This is a genomic window from Pseudomonas sp. GW822-FHT07A10 (assembly GCF_058798795.1).
In genome coordinates this window covers 95,957-114,951 of the sequence record NZ_JBXAKV010000009.1, presented here as the reverse complement: position 1 = coordinate 114,951, position 18,995 = coordinate 95,957, and the positions used below count along the sequence as shown (strand labels likewise).

At 61.3% G+C, this 18,995-nt stretch carries 18 protein-coding genes; 10 read left to right on the top strand and 8 right to left on the bottom strand.

The features are described from left to right. Nucleotides 1-20 precede the first annotated feature (20 nt). The 3 genes from AC1RL4_RS16675 (at nucleotide 21) to AC1RL4_RS16665 (ending at nucleotide 3,978) form a co-directional block, all read left to right on the top strand. Nucleotides 21-1,670 carry an acyl-CoA dehydrogenase family protein gene (locus AC1RL4_RS16675; RefSeq protein WP_028938844.1) on the top strand — a complete coding sequence of 550 codons (1,650 nt, stop codon included), beginning with the start codon at nucleotides 21-23 and terminating at the stop codon, nucleotides 1,668-1,670. A 95-nt stretch (nucleotides 1,671-1,765) separates the two neighbouring features. Continuing rightward, entirely contained in the window at nucleotides 1,766-3,265 is a 1,500-nt protein-coding gene (gene amn / locus AC1RL4_RS16670; protein ID WP_019650901.1) for an AMP nucleosidase, read from the top strand. Nucleotides 3,266-3,336: 71 nt separating this feature from the next. Further along, on the top strand, nucleotides 3,337-3,978 hold the full coding sequence (locus AC1RL4_RS16665; RefSeq protein ID WP_230173109.1) for a pseudouridine synthase: 642 nt from the start codon (nucleotides 3,337-3,339) through the stop codon (nucleotides 3,976-3,978). Here AC1RL4_RS16665 and AC1RL4_RS16660 read toward each other — a convergent pair. Both AC1RL4_RS16660 and AC1RL4_RS16655 read right to left on the bottom strand, forming a co-directional pair. Continuing rightward, complete coding sequence (locus tag AC1RL4_RS16660; protein ID WP_007937369.1) at nucleotides 3,973-4,182, bottom strand: DUF2788 domain-containing protein; 210 nt, start codon at nucleotides 4,180-4,182, stop codon at nucleotides 3,973-3,975. The genes AC1RL4_RS16665 and AC1RL4_RS16660 overlap by 6 nt on opposite strands. 233 nt (nucleotides 4,183-4,415) lie before the next feature. Next, entirely contained in the window at nucleotides 4,416-4,895 is a 480-nt protein-coding gene (locus AC1RL4_RS16655) for an Lrp/AsnC family transcriptional regulator (RefSeq protein ID WP_007937367.1), read from the bottom strand. Between the two features lie 448 nt (nucleotides 4,896-5,343). Between AC1RL4_RS16655 and AC1RL4_RS16650 the strand changes: the two genes are divergently transcribed. After that, on the top strand, nucleotides 5,344-6,486 hold the full coding sequence (locus AC1RL4_RS16650) for a DUF6515 family protein (RefSeq protein ID WP_019650902.1): 1,143 nt from the start codon (nucleotides 5,344-5,346) through the stop codon (nucleotides 6,484-6,486). Here the strand turns inward: AC1RL4_RS16650 and AC1RL4_RS16645 are convergent. Next, on the bottom strand, nucleotides 6,480-7,376 hold the full coding sequence (locus AC1RL4_RS16645) for a cation diffusion facilitator family transporter (protein WP_230173111.1): 897 nt from the start codon (nucleotides 7,374-7,376) through the stop codon (nucleotides 6,480-6,482). The two genes, AC1RL4_RS16650 and AC1RL4_RS16645, sit on opposite strands and share 7 nt — an antisense overlap. A 29-nt stretch (nucleotides 7,377-7,405) precedes the next feature. Next, the gene (locus AC1RL4_RS16640; RefSeq protein WP_019581328.1) at nucleotides 7,406-7,825 is read right to left on the bottom strand and encodes a hypothetical protein; all 420 of its coding nucleotides are present in this window, start codon (nucleotides 7,823-7,825) and stop codon (nucleotides 7,406-7,408) included. A 97-nt stretch (nucleotides 7,826-7,922) separates the two neighbouring features. Here AC1RL4_RS16640 and hrpB point away from each other — a divergent pair, with 97 nt between their 5' ends. Beyond that, on the top strand, nucleotides 7,923-10,439 hold the full coding sequence (gene hrpB / locus AC1RL4_RS16635) for an ATP-dependent helicase HrpB (protein ID WP_019650903.1): 2,517 nt from the start codon (nucleotides 7,923-7,925) through the stop codon (nucleotides 10,437-10,439). An 83-nt stretch (nucleotides 10,440-10,522) separates the two neighbouring features. Here the strand turns inward: hrpB and AC1RL4_RS16630 are convergent, their stop codons facing one another. Together AC1RL4_RS16630 and AC1RL4_RS16625 are read right to left on the bottom strand one after the other, a co-directional pair. After that, complete coding sequence (locus AC1RL4_RS16630) at nucleotides 10,523-11,602, bottom strand: endonuclease/exonuclease/phosphatase family protein (RefSeq protein ID WP_019650904.1); 1,080 nt, start codon at nucleotides 11,600-11,602, stop codon at nucleotides 10,523-10,525. A gap of 74 nt (nucleotides 11,603-11,676) precedes the next feature. Next, nucleotides 11,677-12,351, bottom strand: a complete 675-nt coding sequence (locus AC1RL4_RS16625; RefSeq protein ID WP_230173113.1) for a YciC family protein — start codon at nucleotides 12,349-12,351, stop codon at nucleotides 11,677-11,679. A gap of 177 nt (nucleotides 12,352-12,528) precedes the next feature. Between AC1RL4_RS16625 and AC1RL4_RS16620 the strand changes: the two genes are divergently transcribed. The 3 genes from AC1RL4_RS16620 to AC1RL4_RS16610 all read left to right on the top strand — a co-directional run bounded on the left by AC1RL4_RS16620 (nucleotide 12,529) and on the right by AC1RL4_RS16610 (nucleotide 14,578). Then, entirely contained in the window at nucleotides 12,529-13,305 is a 777-nt protein-coding gene (locus tag AC1RL4_RS16620; protein WP_230173115.1) for a DUF2076 domain-containing protein, read from the top strand. A gap of 159 nt (nucleotides 13,306-13,464) precedes the next feature. After that, nucleotides 13,465-13,944, top strand: coding sequence for a LabA-like NYN domain-containing protein (locus AC1RL4_RS16615; protein WP_018925783.1), 480 nt, complete (start codon nucleotides 13,465-13,467; stop codon nucleotides 13,942-13,944). Between the two features lie 22 nt (nucleotides 13,945-13,966). Continuing rightward, entirely contained in the window at nucleotides 13,967-14,578 is a 612-nt protein-coding gene (locus AC1RL4_RS16610) for a 3'-5' exonuclease (RefSeq protein WP_028938849.1), read from the top strand. Nucleotides 14,579-14,611: 33 nt separating this feature from the next. Here the strand turns inward: AC1RL4_RS16610 and AC1RL4_RS16605 are convergent, their stop codons facing one another. Continuing rightward, nucleotides 14,612-15,064, bottom strand: a complete 453-nt coding sequence (locus tag AC1RL4_RS16605; RefSeq protein ID WP_204124849.1) for an Lrp/AsnC family transcriptional regulator — start codon at nucleotides 15,062-15,064, stop codon at nucleotides 14,612-14,614. Nucleotides 15,065-15,228: 164 nt separating this feature from the next. On the opposite strand from AC1RL4_RS16605, the gene yedA reads away from it, so the two are divergent. Both yedA and rhlE1 read left to right on the top strand, forming a co-directional pair. Then, complete coding sequence (gene yedA / locus AC1RL4_RS16600) at nucleotides 15,229-16,161, top strand: drug/metabolite exporter YedA (protein ID WP_096479506.1); 933 nt, start codon at nucleotides 15,229-15,231, stop codon at nucleotides 16,159-16,161. A gap of 65 nt (nucleotides 16,162-16,226) precedes the next feature. Then, on the top strand, nucleotides 16,227-17,561 hold the full coding sequence (rhlE1, locus tag AC1RL4_RS16595; RefSeq protein ID WP_086945927.1) for an RNA helicase RhlE1: 1,335 nt from the start codon (nucleotides 16,227-16,229) through the stop codon (nucleotides 17,559-17,561). A gap of 36 nt (nucleotides 17,562-17,597) precedes the next feature. On the opposite strand, the gene AC1RL4_RS16590 is transcribed toward rhlE1, so the two are convergent. Beyond that, on the bottom strand, nucleotides 17,598-18,839 hold the full coding sequence (locus AC1RL4_RS16590; protein ID WP_230173172.1) for a TIGR03862 family flavoprotein: 1,242 nt from the start codon (nucleotides 18,837-18,839) through the stop codon (nucleotides 17,598-17,600). Between the last annotated feature and the right edge of the window lie 156 nt (nucleotides 18,840-18,995).

Genomic DNA, 18,995 nt, shown 5'->3' with positions numbered 1-18,995 from the left:
CTGACCAAAGGAGCCCCGTCATGAACCTGCATCAGTTCGCCGAAACCCACGAAGTCACCAACCAGCCACCGTCGTTGGACGGCACCAACCTCTATCGCATCGACCTGCCTTTGCAGGAATGGTCGCGGCAGTTCGATGCCGGTTGGGCCGAGTCGCGGATCGACGCTTACGGCGCATTGGCCGGCGGGCCGCTGATGGAGGCCGGGTTTGCGGCCAATCAAAACAAACCGGTGTTTGTCAGCCATGACCGTTACGGCCATCGCATCGACCTGGTGGAATTTCATCCGGCTTATCACCAGTTGATGCGCACGGCGGTGGAGCATGGCCTGACAGGGTTGCCCTGGACCGATCCGCAACCGGGCGCCCACGTTGCCCGCGCGTCCATGACGTATTTGCACAGTCAGGCTGAAGCCGGCAGCGGTTGCCCGTTGACCATGACCTTCGCCAGCGTCCCGGCGATGCGCCTGCAACCGGATCTGGCCCGGCAATGGTTGCCGAAAATCCTCGCCACCGAATACGACCCGCGCAATGTCGGCATGGCCCACAAGGCCGGGGTCACCATCGGCATGGCGATGACCGAGAAGCAGGGCGGCACCGACGTGCGGGCCAACACCACCAAGGCCTATCCGGTCGGCGCCGGTGGGCCGGGCCAGGCGTATGAACTGGTGGGCCACAAGTGGTTCTGCTCGGCGCCGATGTGCGACGCCTTCCTGACCCTGGCCCAGACCGACAAAGGGCTGACCTGTTTCCTGCTGCCGCGTCATCGCCCGGATGACACGCGCAATCAGTTCTACATACAGCGGCTGAAAAACAAACTCGGCAACTGGTCCAACGCCTCCAGCGAGGTGGAGTTCCGTGGCGCCCTGGCCTGGATGGTCGGCGAAGAGGGCCGGGGCGTTCCGACCATTATCGAAATGGTCGCCATGACCCGCTTCGATTGCATGGTCGGCTCCAGCGCGCTGATGCGCCAGGCCCTGACCCAGGCCAGCCATCACTGCGCCCACCGCCAGGTCGGTGGCAAGTTGCTCAGCAAACAACCCTTGATGCAAAACGTGCTGGCCGACCTGGCCCTGGAAAGCGAAGCCGCCCTGGCGTTGAGCCTGCGCATGGGCCGGGCGCTGGATCATCTGGATGACGAGCACGAAGCGAAATTCGCTCGATTGGTGACGGCAGTGGGCAAGTACTGGATCTGCAAACGCGCGCCCGCGATGATCAACGAAGCGGCCGAATGCATGGGCGGCGCCGGTTACGTCGAAGAAAGCATCTTGCCGCGACTGTACCGTGAGGCACCGGTCAACTCGACGTGGGAAGGTTCCGGCAACGTGCAATGCCTCGACGTGTTGCGCGCGTTGTCGAAAGAACCGGGCGTGCTCGATGTGCTGTTCAACGAGTTGGGCGATGGCCATGGCGACAAACGCCTGGCCACACACATCGGCCAGTTGCAGAGGGCGTTCAAGGACACTGACGACATTCAATATCGCGCCCGCCAGCTCACCGAAGATATCGCCTTGGGGCTTCAGGCCAGGCTGTTGCTGGAGGCGGGCAATGCGGCGGTCAGTGATGCGTTTATCGCCAGCCGCCTCGGTTCGGCCGGTCGGGTGTATGGAACGTTGCCACGTGGGCTGGATGTGGAAGCGATTGTGGCGCGGTCGACGCCGCAAGGGTTTTGACCATGATTTGATGAACACTACCGGGATTATCTGTGTCTCAGAATTGATGTACAGCCAACACGCCACTGTTCCCGTGAAGCGATGATGCAGGCAAGATGAAGGTCTGCAAGTCAGAACACAGGAAGCTGATCGTGACCGAAGCGTTTATTGTCGTTCAAACCGCCGAGCAAGCCGTGGACCGGCTTGCTGTCTTGCACGAGCGTGCAACCACAGCGCTGAATCAGGCGCTCAAGCGTTATCTCAAGGATCGCGTCGAGCCGGACGCTGAACAGCGTGCCCTGTTTCGTTATCCCGAGTTGCGTCTGACCTACCTCTGCCAGGGCGAAGTCCCACAGACCACTCGCGCCTATGCCAAGGTTCAATTGCCGGGGACCTACAGCGTCACCGTCACTCATCCGGCAGCCTTTCGCAAATACCTGCTGGAACAACTCGTTCCGTTGATGCACGACTTCACCGTGACTGTGGAAGTCGGCGTCAGCCAGCAAAACATTCCTTATCCCTACGTGGTCGAGCAGGGCGATGAACTGGCCGGCTCTGGCGTTACGGCGGCGGTACTGGCGCGGGTGTTCCCGAGTACGGATCTGTCGGCCGCCACCGATGGCATCGCCGATGGCTTGTACGATTGGGAAAACACCGACCCGCTGCCACTGGCCCTGTTCGATGCCGCGCGGGTGGACTTCTCCCTGCGGCGCCTGGTGCACTACACCGGCAGCGACTGGCGGCATGTGCAGCCGTGGATTCTGCTGACCAACTACCACCGTTACGTCGACCAGTTCATCGTTCATGGCCTGGAGCAACTGCGCAAAGACCCGCGTTTTGTGCGCATGGTGTTGCCGGGCAACGTGATCATTGAAAAGTCCATGGACCATGGCGAAGCCTCGGCGATTGCGGCGGGCGTGGTCTGGCATCGTTACCAGATGCCGGCCTATCACCTGATCGCCAGCGACGGCCATGGCGTAACCCTGGTGAACATCGGCGTCGGCCCGTCCAACGCCAAGAACATCACCGATCATTTGGCCGTGTTGCGGCCGCACTGCTGGCTGATGATCGGCCACTGCGGCGGCTTGCGTCAGTCGCAGACCATTGGCGATTACGTGCTGGCCCACGCTTACATGCGCCGCGATGGGATTCTCGACCGGGTGGTGCCGCCGAACATTCCGATTCCGGCCCTGGCCGAAGTGCAGTTGGCGTTGCAGCAAGCAGCGGCCAACATCACCGGTGAGAAGGGCGACGAACTGAAGAAACGCCTGCGTACCGGCACCGTGTTGACCTACGACGACCGTAACTGGGAACTGCGCTGGGCGCAGGAACGTCCGCTGATCAACCTGTCCCGCGCCGTGGCGGTGGACATGGAAAGCGGTACGATTGCGGCCCAGGGTTATCGCTTGCGGGTGCCCTATGGCACGTTGCTCTGTGTGTCGGATAAACCGCTGCACAGCGAAATCAAACTGCCGGGGTCGGCCAACGCGTTCTATGAGCGCGCGGTCAGTCAGCACCTGAAGATCGGTATCGAGGCGGTGGATTTGCTGCGCACCGAGCTCAACTCGTTGCACTCGCGCAAGCTGCGCAGCTTCGACGAGCCGCCGTTCCGCTGATTGTTCTCATGGTCATTTGACGGTTGGGGCACTAGCATTAGCAGCCCTGACCGTTAGATGTTCTTCTCGCCATGTCCCGTCCTCAACGTCCCGTTTCCCGCCGCCCTGGCGTGAAGCCTGTGTCATCCTCTTCAGCCCCGCGCCGTGTCGCCAAAGCGCCACCGGCCGAGCCGAGGCTGATTCTGTTCAACAAACCTTTCGATGTGCTGACGCAATTCAGCGACGGCGAAGGGCGGGCGACGCTCAAGGACTTTATCGAGATCCCGGGGATTTACCCGGCAGGACGGCTGGACCGTGACAGCGAAGGCTTGTTGCTGCTGACCAACGACGGCCAGCTTCAGGCGCGGATTGCCGACCCGAAACACAAACTGGCCAAGACTTACTGGGTGCAAGTGGAAGGCGAGCCAACCGCCGAGCAGTTGCAGCGTTTGCGCGAGGGCGTCGAGCTGAACGACGGTATGACCTTGCCCGCCGAGGCGCGGCAGCTTGAAGAACCTGAGCTGTGGCCACGCAACCCGCCAGTGCGTTTTCGCAAAAGCGTGCCCACCAGTTGGCTGGAGTTGGTGATTCGCGAGGGGCGCAACCGTCAGGTGCGGCGCATGACCGCGGCGGTCGGCTTGCCGACGTTGCGCCTGGTGCGGGTCAGAATCGGTGACTGGTCGATCGAAGGGCTCGATCAGGGCCAGTGGAAGGAAGTGCCGGCGCGTTTATAGCGTGCCGGATTCGATCAGGCCGATGACCACGCTTTTGATCACGAATGCGGCCACGCCGAGTCCCAATACAAAGAACAGGATGAACGAGCCGAAGCGCCCGGCCTTGGATTTTTTTGCCAGATCCCAGACGATGAAACCCATGAAAATGATCAGGATGCTGACCAGGCCAGTCATCATCCACTCTTCGAAAACTGCAGGATCCATTGAACATCTCCAGCGCGGGTGGGGCTAAAAAGGCCGGAGGAGTATACGCCAAGGGGGATTGGCGAGGTATTGACCTGCGTCGGATTGTGGCGAGGGGGCTTGCCCCCGTTGGGTTGCGAAGCAGCCCCAAAGCCAGCCCATGAGTTTTACCTGACACACCGCGTTCTTTGATTTTACGACCGCTGCGCGGCCGAACGGGGCGGTGCGGCGTTCCGACAAGCCCCTCGCCACAATCAGCTGCGCAGGTGGGTTAGAGGCAGTTCAGTGCTGTTAAGCACCTGGTTCAACACAAAACTCGACCGTACACTCGTCACCCCTTCAATCCTGGTCAGATGACCCAGCAGCAGCTTCTGATAGTGATCCATGTCCGGCACCACCACCTTGAGCTGATAATCTGCATCCATCCCGGTCACCAGGCTGCATTCCAGCACTTGCGGTAACGTGCGAATGGCGGCTTCGAAGTTCTCGAAACGCTCGGGAGTATGGCGGTCCATGCCGATCAGCACGTAGGCGGTCAGGCTCAGGCCGAGCATCTTGCGGTCGAGCAAGGCGACCTGGCGGGATATGTAGCCGTCGTCTTCCAGTTGCTTGACCCGCCGCGAGCAAGGCGAAGGCGACAGGCCGATGCGTTCGGCCAGCTCCTGATTGGAGATGCGCGCGTCGCGCTGTAATTCCGCCAAAATACTCAGGTCGTATCGGTCGAGTTTGCTCATCAATCAGGCCTTTGTCATAACTATTGCGGCAGATTATCTATCCTGAGTTAAAAATTGCGCAAGTGATGTTTATTTGAGCAATCTTCGCAATCCTCTGTCGGTGCTCCGGGCCTATTCTTATCACCAGAATCACTGCTCGGACAAACAGTCCAGTGCGGCTCGCCCAATCAGGCCAGCTGCGGTCGCCACCCCTACCGGGGATGCGTCGGCCCCCGAGCTACACACTGTCCAGAAGACGGCGTGAGGTGAGCCGACGTCATAAGCGTCGAGCACGGACGAAGTTCTCAAAGGGAGGCCGACGGGTCTCCCTTTTTTCTTGCCCGCAATTTGGCATGCCCTTAATAAAGAGCCGCTCAATAAAAAAGTTACGTGACTGATAACCTGTTGCAGAACCGGCCTGCGCTTTCCCAGTCTTACGTACAGGCCCTAACCCGCCGTGAGGAAAAGAATGAAATCGCGCATCTGGCGTTTGGCCGGTGTTGGTTTGCTGTGTGTGAGTGTCACTGCACAATCGCTTGCCGATGAACCGCAGAACCGCGGCCCCGATGGCGGGCAACATGGGCCTGATCATCGTGGCAATGACCAGGGCCAGGGCCGTGGCGGCAGCAATCAGCCACGCCCGCAGAACAACGAAATCATTCGTGGCGACAACAGCCGCAAGTTTGAACTCCACGACCAGAATCAGGGCGGCCAGTGGCAGAACCGGGCGCCGCACGAGTCCAACAATCAGGGCGGTCAGTGGCAGAACCGTACGCCGCACGACTCCAGCGTTCAGGGCGGCCAGTGGCAGAACCGTCCGCTACACGATTCAAACGTTCAGGGTGGCCAGTGGCAGAACCGTACACTGCACGACTCCAACGTTCAGGAGCGAGCGCCGCAACAACCGAGTAATAATCTGCCAATCCAGAGTCGGCCCGATACCGTGCGCCAGACCCAGGAACCGCGGCGTGGCTACTATCAGGACGAACCGTGGCGTAACAATCGCAACCAGCCATGGCAGACCGGGGGGCGGGAGCCACGTCACGATGACCGTCGCTGGCCCGGTCGCCCGGAGGGGCACGGCACAGGCTGGGGCCCCGGTCCGCAGTATCGTCCTGGGTACGTGATCGACCGCTTCCCGGAGGAGCGTCACTTCCGTGTGCCGTATCGTGGCCAGGATTATTTCTATTCCGGTGGTTACTGGTATCGCCCGCAAGGCCCGCGTTATGTGGTGGTTCAGCCGCCTCGCGGGATTCGTGTCAGCTACTTGCCCGATTACGCCCGTGAAGTGTGGATCGGCGGCACGCTGCTGTTCCTGGCGGCCGGCGCGTATTACGCCTACCAGGAGAGCACTCAAGATTACGTCGTGGTCGAACCGCCCGTGCAGCCGCAACCGGTGAGCAATGGTTATGACGTGGTGGCGTACCCGGCCAACGGCCAGTCGCCGGAGGAAGTCAGCCGGGACGCTTATGAATGTTATCGCTGGGCCGTGCAACAGAGCGGTTTCGATCCACGTACCGCCACCTACCAACCGGATCCGTCGGTGGTGCAAGCTTACCGACAGGCTCAGGGCAACTGCCTGAGCAGTCGCGGTTATCAGGTGAGTTACTGAGCCCTGGCGGCCTTCACCACTTCCTGCGGGTCGGCGTGCACCAGCACTTCGGCTCGCGGGTAGATGGCATGAATCGCATCGGCGGCTTGATCGCTGATGCCGTGGGCGACTGACAGGGTCAAGTCTCCCGGCAATTCCAGATGCAATTGCACGAACCACTGGTTGCCGGAAATCCGTGTGCGCAAGTCGTGGGCACCCAGAACGCCGGGTACGCTGCAGGCCAGTTCGAGCATGTGCTGGCTGACATCGGTCGGCAACTCTTCATCCATCAGCACTGCAAAACTTTCCCGGGCGATTTGAATCGCGCTCCAGAGGATGTAAGCAGCGATCCCCAGGCCGAACCACGGGTCGACTTGCTGCCAGCCAAACCCTGCCAGCACCAGCGCTACGAGAATGCCGCCGTTGAGCAGCAGGTCCGAGCGGTAATGCAAGGAGTCGGCATTCACTGCGTTTGAGCCGGTAGCCTTGATTACCCGGTGCTGCAACATCAGCAGGGCCACGGTCAGGACGAGGGAGAACACAATCACCCCGATGCTGAGCCACGCTGCGCCTATCGGTTCCGGATGTTTCAACCGTTCGATCGCCTGCAGGGCAATCAGCACCGCACTGCCGCCAATGAACAGCGCCTGAGCCATGCCCGCCAGTGATTCAGCCTTGCCGTGCCCATAACGATGATCGTCATCGGCCGGGCGCAAGGCGTAATGCACGGCCATCAGATTGAGCAGCGAGCTGACGCCGTCGAGCGCCGAGTCGGTCAACCCGGCGAGCATGCTCACCGAGCCGCTCAGCCACCAGGCGATGGCTTTGGCGATGATCAATATGCACGCGACCGCCACCGAGGCGCGCGTCGCCAACCGCAGCAGGCGGGCGTGGTCGGTAGGGGTAGTCATCAGTGCTGTGGTTCCTTCAAATGCACGAATTATGCAGCCGGTTGCAGGCCGAACATAGCCAGTTGCTGGGCGCTGCCCTTGTGCTGGATCAGGCGCGGATCGTCCAGCGGGAAGCTGCGGCCCAGTTCACTTTCGAGAATAGTCTGCAACTTGTGGTTATCGACCTTGCCGTCGGCACCGATCGCTTCCTTGAGTTTTTCCGGGGCCACCTGAGCGGTCCGGCCGGGCTCGAAGTAAATGGCACCGGTGGCGAAGTCGACTGCAAAGGCGATCAGGCCGGGGATGATATAGAACAGCAGACCCACGGCATCCAGCGCGGCAATGGCCGGGTCGATCTTGCCGTCAATCTGGCCGCGGCGATCGGGGTAGAAAATCGAGCCGCAGGCGGTCATTTGGGTCAGCAAGGACGCGATCAATACACCGCCGATCAAGCGAAAGGGAGCACGCATTTGAAATCTCCTGGGTTATCTAGGAACGAAGCATCGTCGATATGAATTAGGACCGCGCTGAACGCCGTTATACTCGCCGCTCTGTTTGGGAGCCAGTATGATTTCTTTGCCGATTGATGAAGTTTTACCCGCCCTGCGTGAAGCCCTCGCTACACGCCACGAAGCCGTGCTCGAAGCACCGCCCGGTGCCGGTAAAACCACCCGGGTACCGTTGGCCTTGCTTGATGAGCCGTGGCTGGCCGGGCAGACCATTCTAATGCTCGAACCGCGCCGGTTGGCAGCGCGGGCTGCGGCGGAGCGCTTGGCCAGTGAATTGGGCGAGAAGGTCGGCGAAACCGTGGGCTATCGCATTCGTCTCGACAGCAAGGTCGGCCCCAATACCCGCATCGAAGTGGTCACCGAAGGCATCCTCACCCGGCGCTTGCAGGATGACCCGGCGCTGGAAGGCGTGGGCTTGCTGATTTTCGATGAATTCCACGAGCGCAGCCTCGATGCCGACCTGGCGCTGGCCCTGAGCCTGAATGGCCGGGAGCTGTTCCGCGACGATCAACCGCTGAAAATCCTCTTGATGTCGGCAACCCTGGAAGGAGAACGCCTGGCCGGGTTGCTGGATGACGCGCCAATCCTGCGCAGCGAAGGGCGCATGTACCCGGTAGCGATGCGCTGGGGCCGGCCGTTTCAGCCCGGTGAGTTCATCGAGCCAAAGGTGGTGCAGACCATCCTCGACGCGCTGAACGATGAAACCGGCAGCCTGCTGGTGTTCCTGCCGGGGCAGGCGGAAATTCGGCGGGTGCATCAACAATTGGCCGATGCCTTGGGCGAGGGCACGCCGGTGTTGCTGTGCCCGCTGCACGGCGAACTGGACCTGGCGGCGCAGCGGGCGGCGATTGATCCGGCGCCTGCGGGCAAGCGCAAAGTGGTGCTGGCCACCAACATCGCCGAAACCAGCCTGACCATCAATGGCGTGCGCGTGGTGATCGATGCCGGGTTGGCGCGGGTGCCGCGTTTCGACCCCGGCAGCGGCATGACTCGCCTGGACACCCAACGCATTTCCAAAGCCAGTGCCACGCAGCGCGCGGGCCGGGCCGGGCGTTTGGAGCCCGGCGTGTGTTATCGCTTATGGTCGCAGGATCAGCACGAGCAACTGGCGGCTTACGCCAGTGCGGAAATCCTCTCGGCGGACCTTGCCGGGCTGGCCTTGCAACTCGGTCGTTGGGGCGTGACGCCGGGGCAGTTGGTTTGGCTCGATGTGCCTCCGGCAGCAGCTTATGCACAGGCCCAGGATCTGCTTGAGCGTTTGGGGGCGCTGGAGGGTGAAGCGCTGACCCGTCATGGTCAGGCCATGGCCGAACTACCGGCCCACCCTCGGATCGCCCATTTGCTGCTACGTGGCCAGGCGCTCGGTCTGGCCGACATGGCCTGCGATGTCGCGGCACTGCTTGGTGAGCGCGATATCTTGCGTGGTGCTGGCGCGGACCTGCACAGCCGACTGGTGCTGCTGTCCGGCGAAGAGCGGGCCGCTCGCGGTGCGCAGGGCGGTGTTCAACGGGCCCGGCAACTGGCGCGGCAGTATCGCGGTTATTTGCGCGGCAAAGCGTCGGAGCCGGTCAGCGATCCCGAGCATCCGCGTTGGCTCGGTGCGTTGCTGGCATTGGCTTATCCTGATCGGGTCGCTCAACAGCGGCGGGCCGGTGGCGCTGAATATCGCCTGGCCAACGGCCGCGCAGCACTGTTCGCCGAAGCCGACAGTTTGATGAAACAACCGTGGCTGGTGATCGCCGATCTGGGCAGTCGTCAGGGCCAGCGTGAAGAACGGATTTATCTGGCGACGGATTTTGATCCGGCGCTGTTCGACTCCGTGCTGGCCGAACAGGTGCGGTGTGTCGATCAACTGGATTGGGATGAGCGCGAAGGTGTGCTGCGGGCCGAGCGTCAGCGCAAGGTCGGCGAGTTGATCCTCAGCCGCGAACCGCTGACCGGGCTCGATGAAAGCGCTCGCAGTCAGGCATTGGTGAATCTGGTGCGACGCAAAGGTCTGGAGCTGTTGCCCTGGACGCCAGAGCTGCGTCAGTGGCAGGCGCGGGTGGCGTTGTTGCGGCAGTTGGATCTCGCGGGTAAAGGCGAGAGCGAATGGCCGGATGTCAGCGACGCAACCTTGCTCAAAAGCCTCGAACACTGGCTGATGCCGTACCTGGGCAAAGTCTCGCGGCTCAGTCACTTCGCCAATCTGGACCTGTCGAGCATCGTTCACAACTTGCTGCCGTGGCCGTTGCCGCAACGGCTCGAAGAGCTGGCGCCGCATCATTTGAGCGTGCCGTCGGGTTCATCGATTCGTCTGGATTACAGTGAACAGCCACCGATTCTGGCGGTGCGGTTGCAGGAGTTGTTCGGCCTGGCCGAGACCCCGCGCATTGCGGGTGGTCGGCAAGTGGTGAAACTGCATCTGTTGTCCCCGGCGCGGCGGCCAGTGCAGGTGACTCAGGATTTGGCGAACTTTTGGCGCAGCACCTATGCCGAGGTGAAGAAGGATTTGAAGGGTCGGTATCCGAAGCACTACTGGCCGGATGATCCGCTGGTGGCCGAGGCGACGGCGCGGATCAAACCCCGTAAATAATATCGACGGCCCCGCATTGCGAGGGACTTGTGGCGAGGGGGCAAGCCCCCTCGCCACAAAGGCTGGCAATGTGCCGGATGAATTTAAGGCGCGGCCGGCAACAAAAACCGCGCAATCACCGGCAAATGATCGGAAATGCGCAACGTATCGTCCTGCCGCACCCGCGCTTCGACCCGTTTGATGCGCGGGCTGTAAAACAGGTAGTCGACGGTCCGGTCCGGCCCGTTCAAGCCGGGATCATTCGGGTAATGGGTCAACCATTGTGCCCGGTCGATACCGCTGGCTTCGTTGTTGGTGGGGATCATCGGGTATTTGTCCCACAGCACATGCAGCGCGCTGTCGGCAGAGTAGGGTGTGCGTTGCTCGGCGGGCAGGCGTTGATACTGGCCCAGTGGCAATAGATTGAAATCACCACCGATCAACCACGGCGTGCCGCGGCTTTCGAACTTGTCGAGCACCTTGGCCACAGCCGTCACCTGGGTTTGCAAGGTATCGTCGAGCTGGCTGGCGCGGTCCAGATGGGTGTTGAGCACGGCCATCTGGCCACCGTCGTTCAATGCCAGGTACGTGACCAGCAAGGCGTCTTTCGGCTTGAACTGACGGCTGATGACATTGGCCGGCGCGACCGGCAATTGCAGGCGTTCGGCGTGTTCGATCCGGTAGCGGCTCAGGGTTGCCAATTGCCGGCCAACGCTGCCGAAGATGTGCAGTTCAGGTACGAAGTCGGCTTTCCAGTCGAAGGCCTGAGTGGTGCACGGATACAGGTCGGTGACCCGATCCTGAAGTAATTTGAACTGGTTCTGGTAGTCGCTGGCCTTGGCGCCGTCATCGAGTTCCTGCAACAGCACGATGTCCGGTTGCTCGTCGCGAATCACCCGCGCCACTTCGTCGAGGCTGAAGGCCATGTCTTCAGGTGTAGGGGTTTCGTCGTCTCCTGCGGCCAGGTCGTTCCAGAACACGTAGCGCTTGCCGGCCAGATACTGGACGTTCCAGGTCATCACCTTCAACGCCTGGCCGGGCACCAGCGTCGGCGCCTGGGCGTTGCAACTGACCGGCAGCGCTTCCTTGGCGTCGGGACGCCAGGTCAGGCTGTAGATCAGCAATGCAATCAGGCTGATGGCGATCAGCAGGCACAGCAGGGTGTAGCGCAGTAGACGGGGCATCGCTCGGCTTATCGCGTTACAAGATTGACCCCGAGCATAACCGAGAGCAGCGCCAAAGCCCAAGGGTAGAGCGGTCAGAGCCGCTCATCAGATTTCTCGGGCGCATCGGCGATCAGCATGAACAAACGGAACAGCACCACGCTGGTGAACAGCTGCAGGAAGCTGTGGGCGCTGTCGATCAGCAGCGAGATCACCGGGTTCTGCGGGTCAGGGTAAACCGCCAGCGTCGCTCCCTTGAGCACCCACAGCGGGCCCATCACGCACAGAATGCACACCAGGATGCGTATGAAATGCCCGCGGGTCAGGCGCAGGCTTTCCTTCATCGCCGCCAGCGGTGCCAGGCCGCGCAGCACCAACAGGTACTCGCCGAACGCCAGCGTCACCATCAGCCAGATGCCCGGCAGGAAATAGAGCGACAGGCCGATCAGGATCAGCAACGTATTGAGGGCGGTCAGCACGGCGAAGCGCGGCCACAGGGACGCAGCGGCTGCCAACAGGTCGCGGGTACGCGGTGATTCGCCTCGGCTGCGGGCATCGAGGAACAGGATCAGCGCTGCGGTGTACAGCGGATACACCAGCAAGCCGACAATCACACTGATGCCGGCGAAACTGTCCGGCCCGGTGGAGCGGTCGACCACTTGTTGCAGCAGCGCCTCGACAATCACCAGCGGCAGGCATAGCTGCACAATCTGGCCCAGGTTGCGCTTGAAGAAATACAGAGAGTCACGCAGTACATCGAACGAATTCATCAGTCGGTATCGCAGGTTGAAAGCAGTGCCTCACTTTAACCGATCAACCCCTTCGGGGCGCAAACGTAAACGTTCGGTAAAGGTCATTGAAACATCCTGTATCAGCCCCATTACTGGTGAGCACCTTATCCACTGTGGGTGAGGGCAATGATATTCCCGGCAATCTACGAGGTCGCCATGAACAGCGAAGAACAAACCCTGATCGATGGACTGTTTTCCCGGCTGCAACAGGCCGAAACGGACTCAGCCCCGCGCGACGCCCAGGCCGAGGCGCGGATCAAGGAACACCTGACTCGCCAACCAGCGGCGGGCTATTTCATGACCCAGGCGATTCTGGTGCAAGAGGCAGCCATCAAGAGCCTCGACGAACAGAACAAGCAACTCACCCAGCAAGTGCAGCAATTGCAGGCCGAACTGCAACAGGCCAAGGCCCAGACAGCGGCACCGGCACCGAGCAGCGGCGGCTTTTTGTCGAGCATCTTCGGCGGCGCTTCCCGTGATCCGCAGCCTGCGCCGACTCAAAGCGCAACCCCCTCGAATGGCGGCTGGCGTGAACCAGGACGGCCGTCGTTCAACTCGCAGCCGCAGCAAAACTTCGGTGCACCGCCTGCTCAGCAGAACTTCGGAGCGCCACCTCAACAGAATTACGCACCGCAACAGCCTGTCGGCAGCGGTTTCCTCGGCGGTGCGTTAAAAACGGCAGCGGGCGTGGCTGGTGGCGTGATGCTGGCGCAAGGCATCAGCAGCCTGTTCCATCACAATCAGCAGCCGGAAGTGGTTGAAGTCATCAAGGAAGAACCGGCCAAGGTCAACGATCAGAGCGATAGCAGCGGTTGGGGCGACGATCAGCGCGTGGCTGACAACTCCAGCGATCAGGGCGGTTTCACCGACGCGAATTACGACGATGACGGTTCATCGTTCTTCGGTGGCGATGACGACGACTCCTTCATCTGACCTGCCATTCGTCCGGAGCGCCATGGCGCTCCGGGCCGATTGTTCGCGGAACAATCCTTCAGGCTGGCATACTGGGCGACTTTTCGGGCCTGGAGCCTGATCCAGCCCGCGCGTCTGTGCGCCACGACCCCGCGCGCCAACGCGCTGAGAGGATGTACGGTGAAAAAAATCGCAGTGTTCGCCGATGTCCAGAACCTCTACTACACCGTGCGTCAGGCCTATGGTTGCCACTTCAACTACGCCGCTTTGTGGGCTGACGTCAGCAAGCAGGGGCAGATCGTCGAGGCCTACGCCTATGCGATCGATCGTGGCGACAGCAAACAGCAGCAGTTTCAGCAGATCCTGCGCAACCTCGGCTTCGTCGTGAAGCTCAAGCCCTACATCCAGCGCAGCGACGGTTCGGCCAAAGGCGACTGGGACGTGGGCATCACCCTCGACATCATGGACGCCGCCGACCATGTCGACGAAGTGGTGCTGGCCTCCGGCGACGGTGATTTCGACATGCTGCTGGAGCGCATCATCGCCAAGCACGGCGTGCAGGCGGTGGCCTACGGCGTGCCGGGCCTGACGGCCAATTCGCTGATCCGCGCCGCCAGTCGTTACGTGCCGATCGAAGGCGCGTTGCTGCTCAAGAATTGATTTTTACGGAGTTGAAACAGGTTTGGAACGCATAGCAGTCATCGACTTTGAAACCACCGGGATCTCCCCGAGCAGCAGCTGCCGGGCCACGGAAATTGCCGTGGTGATTCTTGAACAGGGGCGCATCGTCGAGCGTTACCAAAGTCTGATGAATGCCGGCGTGCGGGTGCCGGCGTTCATCGAACAACTGACCGGCATCAGCAACGCCATGCTGCGCACTGCGCCCTCGGCCGAGCAGGTGATGAACGAGGTCAACGAATTCGTCGGCATCACGCCGTTATTGGCGCACAACGCTGCGTTCGACCAGAAGTTCTGGGACTACGAGCTCGGGCGAATCAAACGTACACGCCTGCAGAACTTTGCCTGCTCGCTGTTACTCGCCCGCCGCCTGATGCCTGCCGCGCCGAACCACAAACTCGGCACCCTCACCACCTTCGCCCGCCTGCCCAATACCGGCAAGGCTCACCGGGCCATGGCCGATGCGGAAATGGCCGCCAACCTGACGGCGCATCTGGCGCAAGAGCTGCGGCAAAAGCATGGATTGCGCGAGTTGTCCCATGATCTGTTGTGCAGCCTGCAGAAAGTGCCGGCGGCGAAGATCAATGAGCATTTGAAGCGGTATCGCGGGTTCTGACGGAAGCACTGCTGGACAGCTCCTACAGGGGAACTATTTGCCATTCCCCTCCAGCTGCCCCAACGGCACCCGCTTCTCAATGGCGCTGGATAGCACAATCGAGGTCTTGCTGAACCCGAACGTGGCGATCCGGTTGATCAACTCTTCCAGCTCCGGCATCGAGCCTACCGCCGCTTGCATGATCACGCACGGGTCGCCGGTGACGCGATGGCATTCGGTGAGCTGTGGGATTTTGATCAGTTCGTCGTAGGTTTTCTGTTTACCGTGCTGGTTCAGGCGCAGCTCGATGACGCACTGGATCGGCAGGCCGATTTTGGACATGTCGATTTTTGCCTGGTAACCGGTGATCACCCCGCAGGCTTCAAGTTTGGCAACGCGTTCGGCCACCGCCGGAGCGGACAGGTTCACCTTGCGCGCCAGATCGGCGTAGGACGCACGACCGTTTTCCAACAGGGCGCTGAGGAGCATGCGGTCGTATTTGTCCATCGTGGCCTACCTGAAAAATGACTGACTTTCGAAAGCACGGTTTATAGCGTCGAACTCCGTGTTTTGAAAAGTGTACCGGCGCTATAAACAGGTTTTGTAGCTTATTTTCCAGCGTTGGCCTTTCTAGAATAGCGGCTCTCCTTGTCTTGTTCATCGAGCTGCCCATGTCTGGTCTACGCCGTTTTTCCTTACCGCTGATCGCTGCTTTTTTCGCGTTGTACGTGATTTGGGGATCGACCTACCTGGTGATTCGCATCGGCGTGCAGTACTGGCCGCCGTTGCTGCTCGCCGGTATCCGCTTCGTGCTCGCCGGGACATTGATGTACGCGTACCTACGCTGGCGCGGGGCGCCGGCGCCGACCTGGGCGCAGTGGAAAGCGGCGGGGATCATCGGGATTTTGCTGCTGACATGCGGTAACGGTGCGGTGAGCGTCGCCGAACACACGGGCGTGGCCTCTGGCGTGGCCGCGTTGGCGGTGGCGACGGTGCCGCTGTTTACCTTGTTGTGCGGATATTTCTGGGGCGCGCGTAATACCCGTCTCGAATGGGCCGGGATTGTGCTCGGGCTGATCGGTATTGCCATGCTCAACCTCGGCTCCAACCTGCAATCGAGCCCGTTGGGCGCAGCGTTGCTGGTGTTCGCGGCGGCGTCCTGGGCCTTCGGCTCGGTGTGGAGCAAACATTTGCCGTTGCCTCAGGGCGCGATGGCCAGTGCTGTGGAGATGCTGGTGGGTGGCGTGGTGTTGCTGATCGGCAGTGCGGTGAGTGGCGAGCGTCTGGAAAGTCTGCCGCCGATCGAAGGCTGGGCGGCGCTGGCGTACCTGATCCTTTTCGGCTCGATCATCGCCTTCAACGCCTACATGTACCTGTTGAAACACGTGCGGCCGGCCGCAGCCACCAGTTATGCCTACGTCAACCCGGCGGTGGCGGTGTTGCTAGGGATCGTATTCGTTGGCGAGACCATCGGTGTCGAGGAAGCGCTGGCCATGGCGGTAATCATCAGTGCCGTGGTGTTGATCGGGATGCCGCAGTGGCGCCGTGGTACGGATCGGTCGGCCCCTGCTGTAGTGGTGCCGACAGAATCCCGAGCGAATTAGGGTAAACTGCGCGCCATTGCACACTTGTGTCGCACAAACGCGCTGATTTTTCCTACGGTACTCCCATGACTTTCGCCACCCTTGGCCTGATCGAACCCTTGCTGCGCGCCCTTGAGACGCTCGGCTACCAGACCCCGACGCCGGTTCAGGCGCAAGCGATTCCGGCGGTGCTGGCCGGTCGCGACCTGATGGCCGCGGCCCAGACCGGCACCGGAAAAACCGCCGGTTTCGCCTTGCCGCTGCTGCAATTGCTGGCCATGGAAGGGCCGAAAGTCAGCGCCAACTCCGTGCGCGCGCTGATTCTGGTGCCGACCCGCGAACTGGCCGAGCAGGTTCACGAAGCCGTGCGCCAGTATGCCGAGAACCTGCCGTTGAGCACCTACGCGGTGTACGGCGGTGTCAGCATCAACCCGCAAATGATGAAGCTGCGCAAAGGCGTCGACCTGTTGGTGGCGACCCCGGGCCGTTTGCTTGACCTGTTCCGTCAGAACGCGCTCAAGTTCAACCAGCTGCAAACCCTGGTGCTGGACGAAGCCGATCGCATGCTCGATCTTGGCTTCTCTGAAGAGCTGGGGAATATCTATAAAGCCCTGCCTTCGAGACGTCAGACGCTGCTGTTCTCCGCGACCTTCTCCGATGCGATCCGCATGCTGGCCGGGCAAATGCTCAACGACCCGCTGAGCATCGAAGTCAGCCCGCGCAACGTGGCCGCCAACACCGTCAAGCAATGGGTGGTGACGGTGGACAAAAAGCGCAAGCCGGAGTTGTTCATTCACTTGATGCGCAAGGGCAAGTGGAAGCAGGTGCTGGTGTTCGCCAAGACCCGTAACGGCGTAGACGCGTTGGTGGAAAAACTCCAGGGCCTGGGCGTCAATGCCGACGGCATCCACGGCGACAAACCCCAGGCGACCCGTCAGCGGGCGCTGGATCGTTTCAAGGCCAGCGAAGTGCAGATCCTTGTGGCCACCGACGTGGCTGCCCGTGGTCTGGATATCGAAGATTTGCCGTTAGTGGTCAACTTCGACCTGCCGATCGTGGCCGAGGACTACATCCACCGCATCGGTCGTACCGGCCGTGCGGGCGCAACCGGGCAGGCGATTTCGCTGGTCTGCGCTGATGAAGTGAATCAACTGTCGGCCATCGAGATGCTGACCCGTCAGACGTTGACTCGCCAGATGGAGCCGGACTTCGAACCTGAACACCGTGTGCCGGATACCGATGCCAGCGGTCAGGTGATCAAGAAGCCGAAAAAACCGAAGAAGCCCAAAACCTCCGGTGGCGGCAAGCGCAACCTGGGTAAATGGGTCGAGAGCGGTGAGGCGTCGGCGCCGGAGCCTTCGATCAAGCCGGTGCGTAAAGTGCCAGTGTTCAATACCGGGCCGCGTAAGCGTAAGCCTTGATCCTCTGAAGATCGTTCCCACGCAGTGTGGGAACGATCAGCGTCGGTTCTTCAACCACTCCACCATCCCCAACCCCGCCGCTCGCCCACTGGCGAAACACGCGGTCAGCAGATAGCCGCCGGTCGGCGCTTCCCAATCGAGCATTTCCCCTGCGCAGAACACGCCGGGTAGTTGCTTGAGCATCAAACGTTCATCCATCGCCTCGAACATCACGCCACCGGCACTGCTGATGGCTTCGTCCAATGGCCGGGTTTTCACCAGCGTCAGCGGCAATGCCTTGATTGCTTTGGCCAGCAGGGCCGGATCGGCAAAACAGTCAGCCGGTGTCAATTCCCGCAACAATGCTGCTTTCACGCCATCAAGCCCAAGCTGATTGTGCAGGTGTTTGGCCATGGAGCGTGAGCCGCGCGGTTTGCTCAGCGCCGCCTGGATTTTATCCACAGGCTTGCCTGGTAACAGATCGAGGTGAAGGGTTGCCGAGCCGTGTTGATTGATCGCTTCGCGGATCGCTGCCGACAGGGCGTAGATCAAACTGCCCTCAATTCCCGTGGCAGTGATCACGCACTCGCCGAGTCGCGGCACGTCGTCATTGAGGCCGATGGCGATGTTTTTCAGCGGGCTGCCGGCGAATTTGCTGACCATCAATTCGCTCCAGGCCTGCACTTCGAAGCCGCAATTGCTCGGTTGCAATGGCGCCAGCCCTACACCACGCTGTTCCAGCGGCAGCATCCAGGCACCGTCCGAGCCCAGGCGCGACCAGCTTCCGCCGCCGAGTGCCAGCAGGCTCGCATCCGCGTGAACGGTTTTTTCGCCTTCGGGGCTGTCGATTAGCAAATCACCGTTGTTATCCCAACCGAGCCAGCGATGGCGGGTGTGGATAACTACGCCGGCATCGCGCAGGCGTTTGAGCCAGGCACGCAACAGGGGCGCGGCTTTCATGTCGGTGGGAAACACCCGGCCGGAGCTGCCGACAAAGGTTTCGATGCCCAGGTCATGAATCCATTGGCACAAGGCTTCGGCGCCGAACGAGCGTAACAGCGGGGCAATCTGCGGCGCCCGTTCGGCATAGCGTGAGAGAAATGCCGGGTAGGCCTCGGAGTGGGTGATGTTCATGCCGCCGACCCCGGCGAGCAGGAATTTTCGCCCCACTGAAGGCATGCCGTCGTACAGATCGACCTTGATCCCGGCCTGGCTCAACACTTCAGCCGCCATCAAGCCGGCGGGGCCGCCGCCGATGATGGCGACGTGAGGGGGGAGGGAAGTGGAGGGCTGGGTCATGGCGAGAGCTGCGGCGTGGCGGAATAAGCCGCGCATTCTACCAGCCCTGCTCCCTGTGGGAGGATTCGAGGGCTGTTTAAAAAACAACCACCGCTCTGTAGCCTATACCCCGCATGGGCTGCAGGCCCTTTCACTCAGGTTATCCACAGGCGGTTC